This window comes from Clostridium aciditolerans (assembly GCF_016316925.1).
GTDB classification, from domain to species: Bacteria; Bacillota; Clostridia; order Clostridiales; family Clostridiaceae; genus Clostridium_AM; species Clostridium_AM aciditolerans.
Map to the genome: position 1 here is coordinate 1 of NZ_JAEEGB010000047.1, position 3,788 is coordinate 3,788.

Annotated in this window: 3 protein-coding genes; 1 reads left to right on the forward strand and 2 read right to left on the reverse strand. The window is 33.6% G+C overall.

The features are described 5' to 3' along the window. On the reverse strand, positions 1 to 544 hold a 544-nt coding region (locus I6U51_RS23205), incomplete at its 3' end, for an ABC transporter substrate-binding protein (protein ID WP_211144933.1). A 467-nt stretch (positions 545 to 1,011) separates the two neighbouring features. Between I6U51_RS23205 and asnB the strand changes: the two genes are divergently transcribed. Beyond that, positions 1,012 to 2,853 carry an asparagine synthase (glutamine-hydrolyzing) gene (gene asnB, locus I6U51_RS23210; RefSeq protein ID WP_211144934.1) on the forward strand — a complete coding sequence of 614 codons (1,842 nt, stop codon included), beginning with the start codon at positions 1,012 to 1,014 and terminating at the stop codon, positions 2,851 to 2,853. A 175-nt stretch (positions 2,854 to 3,028) separates the two neighbouring features. On the opposite strand, the gene I6U51_RS23215 is transcribed toward asnB, so the two are convergent. Then, positions 3,029 to 3,788, reverse strand: a 760-nt coding sequence (locus tag I6U51_RS23215; protein ID WP_211144935.1) for a M4 family metallopeptidase, incomplete at its 5' end; no start/stop codon positions are given.

The following is a 3,788-nucleotide window of genomic DNA, read 5'->3' on the forward strand; positions in this document are numbered from 1 at the left end:
AAATATAAAAACTTCCACTTGGGGTTATTCCCGCAGCCTTCCAAAGCTCTTTTTCTTTTGAGTGTGTTCCAGATTCATCTCCTCTTGATATAAAAGGTGATTTACTATCACTTATAAGTTTTAATGCCTTTATAGGATCACTAGCTGCTTGTTCTTTGATCTTAGCAGGATCATCTTTAGGTCCTACTATTATAAAATCGTTATACATGACGTCATATCTTTTTATCCCAAATCCATCTTTTACAAACTTTTCTTCTTGTGCTTTTGCATGAACAAGTAAGCAATCAGCATCTCCTCTTTCCCCCATCTTCATTGCTTCTCCTGTTCCCTTTGCTACAACTTTAACTTTTATACCACTTTCTTTCTCAAAAACAGGAAGTATATTATCTAATAATCCTGAATCTTGAGTACTTGTTGTAGTTGCTAGAATCATTGTCCTTTCTGGTTTTTGTTCTGCCTGCGTTGGTTGAGCTTGTTTACTTCCACATCCTGATAAGGATAGTACAACAGCTAACCCCGCGAATAGTAAGGAAAATCTTTTCATAACTTAATGTCCCCCTTCAAAATAATTAATATCTACCCTAATTATTATAATACTCCAGAAAATTGGAATATTCAATATAAGTTGTTCCATTTTGTTGCGATAAGTGTGAATATAAATATTAGAACGTTCCATATCGTTACACTTTTATATAACATTAATATAATCTCTTCCTTAAGAAAACTTATTCGATATATACTACCACTGGGCAAGTCTGTCCATTAAATGCCATTTAGGCATTTAATCTTTACCTAAAATCACGAATTCTTTTTATAAAAATTCAAATCTCCTATTAATACACTTGCAAAAAGTAACATATAACTTTTTGAAGCATAAACTATAAATTATAACAAATATAGTACTCTAGAAATAAAAATTGGAGGTTAAAGTCCTAAATGGACTTTAACGGGTAATTTTGCTGGTGGGAACGAGCAAAATTACCCAGTGTTCCAACTGAAAGGAGGACGAAAATGTGCGGAATTACTGGCTGGATTAATTTTAACAGAGATATTTCCAAAGAGAAAATAATAGTTGAAAACATGACAAAAACTTTAAGCAAAAGAGGACCAGATGATGAAGGTTACTTTTTTTCAAGACATGCATCTTTAGGACATAGAAGACTTGTGGTTGTAGATCCAAAAGGTGGCGCTCAACCAATGATTAAAACAATTGGCGGAAACAAATACGTTATTGTATATAATGGTGAACTTTATAACACAGAAGACTTGAGAAAAATTCTCATAAGTGAAGGATATTCTTTTGAATCTTATTCCGATACTGAAGTACTTTTGGTATCTTATATTCATTGGGGATTAAATTGTGTAAAGTATATCAATGGCATATATGCCTTTGCAGTATGGAATGATTCAGATAACAAAGTGTTTATGGCGAGAGACCCTTTAGGAGTTAAACCTCTCTTTTATACTATCAAGGATAATTCTCTTATATTTGGTTCTGAAATCAAAACCTTACTTGCTCATCCTTATGTTGAGCCTATAGTAACTAGAGAAGGCCTAACTGAAATTTTTGCTATGGGACCTGCTAGAGGCTTGGGAAGCGGAGTATTTAAAGATATCCATGAAGTACCTCCAGCTTATTATATGATTTATGATAAAGATGGCTTAAAACTAAAAGAGTACTGGAAGCTAAAATGTAATATTCACACTGAAGATGAAAACACTACTGCTGACCATGTAAAAAGTCTTTTAATTGATGCAGTAAAAAGACAACTTGTTGCTGATGTTCCTGTGTGTACTTTCTTATCTGGTGGACTAGATTCCAGTATTATTTCAGCAGTGGCAGCTTTTGAATTTAAAAAGAGAGGTCTAACTTTAGATACCTATTCCATAGATTATGAGAACAACGATGCATTCTTTGAGTCTAATGAATTTGAACCTACTTCTGATAAAGAGTGGGCTTTAAAAATGTCAAAATATATTGGCAGCAATCACTACAATATAGTTAACAGCAGTAAAGATTTAGCTCAAGCTCTTGTAGACTCAGTAAAAGCCAGTGATTTACCTGGTATGGCTGATATAGATTCATCGCTGTATCTTTTCTGTAAAGAAATAAGAAAACATGCTACTGTCGCACTATCAGGTGAGTGTGCAGATGAAATCTTTGGAGGATATCCTTGGTTTAGAAGACCTGAAGATATTTATGCAGATACATTCCCTTGGTCTAAATCAGTAAGTGCCAGAAAACAACTCTTATCTGATCAGCTTAAATCTCTAGATTTAGAAGGTTATCTAAACGAAGAATATCAAAAATCAATAAAACAGGTTCCTCACTTAGATGGTGAGTCCAAGCTTGAGTATAGAATGAGAGAACTGTTCTATCTAAATATGAAGTGGTTTATGATTACACTATTAAATAGAAAAGATAGGATGAGTATGTCGAACAGCTTAGAGGTAAGAGTTCCTTTTGCGGATTACAGGTTAGTTGAATATGCATTTAATATTCCTTCTGAAATTAAGTTCTACAATAATAGAGAAAAGGGCATACTCAGAAAAGCCTTAAGAGGAATTCTTCCTAACGATGTTATAGATAGAAAGAAGAGCCCATACCCTAAAACTCATAATCCTGAATATACAAATATAGTTCAGAACTGGATGACAGATATAATGAATGATAAGTCTTCTCCTATACTTGATTTGATAGATAAGAATTCAGTAAAAACTTTGATTGAGACAGGTGGTTCATCCTTTAAAGAACCTTGGTTTGGTCAGCTTATGAGGGGACCTCAGTTACTGGCTTATTTGATACAGGTTAATACTTGGCTTAAGGAGTATAATATTAAGATAGAATTATAATATAAATAAGCATGTGGTTCTTAATATTTTATTTAAACCACATGCTTTTCTTAATTGTATGGCATACAACTACCTCCTATGTGTGTGTTTATGTAATATTTCAAGTGAAGGTATGCCATATTCACTTTCGGGTAGCATTACTAATTTAGATTTTTATTTTAGATAACTAAAATTATTAGTTAACTCCCACACTATCCCATGCACTAATTACAGCATTATATTCTGAGCTATTTGCTCCATAGAGATCTTCTGCAGATTGTGCAAGTGCTAATCTAGCATCATGGAATGTAGAACTTGATGTTAAATAGTTACATAATGCTCTGTAATAAATTTGTTCTGCCTTTTGAACTCCGACACTTGGATTTGTAGCAGTTAGATAACATGCCTTATTAGGTATTCCACTATTAGTATGAACGCCTCCATTATCATCAGAGGTATATACATAATTTTTCATATTATCTGGCTGACCATAAAGAGTAGGATTTGCCATACTTCTAAGTGCATCTCCTGGTGTATTAGGAGTCCAAACATCTTCTCCTAAAAGCCAATCTGCTTTTGATGGTTGAGCATAGAACTCAATAAATGTTCCAAAGGAATCCGAAAGAGATTCATTTAACGCGCCAGATTGATCCCTGTAGGTAAGATTAGCTTCATATTGATCAACACCATGAGTCATTTCATGGCCAACTACATCAAGACTTCCTGATAATGCTGTAGCTTTAACTCCATCACCATCACCATACATCATTTGAGTACCAGTCCATTGTGCGTTAACCCAATTTTTTAAATAGTGAACACTTGATTTCATAGCCATATTATTTCCATCTATTCCGCTTCTGTTGAATTTATTTTTGAAGTAATCATATACAACTCCTGCGTAATAATGTGCATCTACTGCAGCTTTGTCACTAATTACATTTGTAGTTGAATAAATT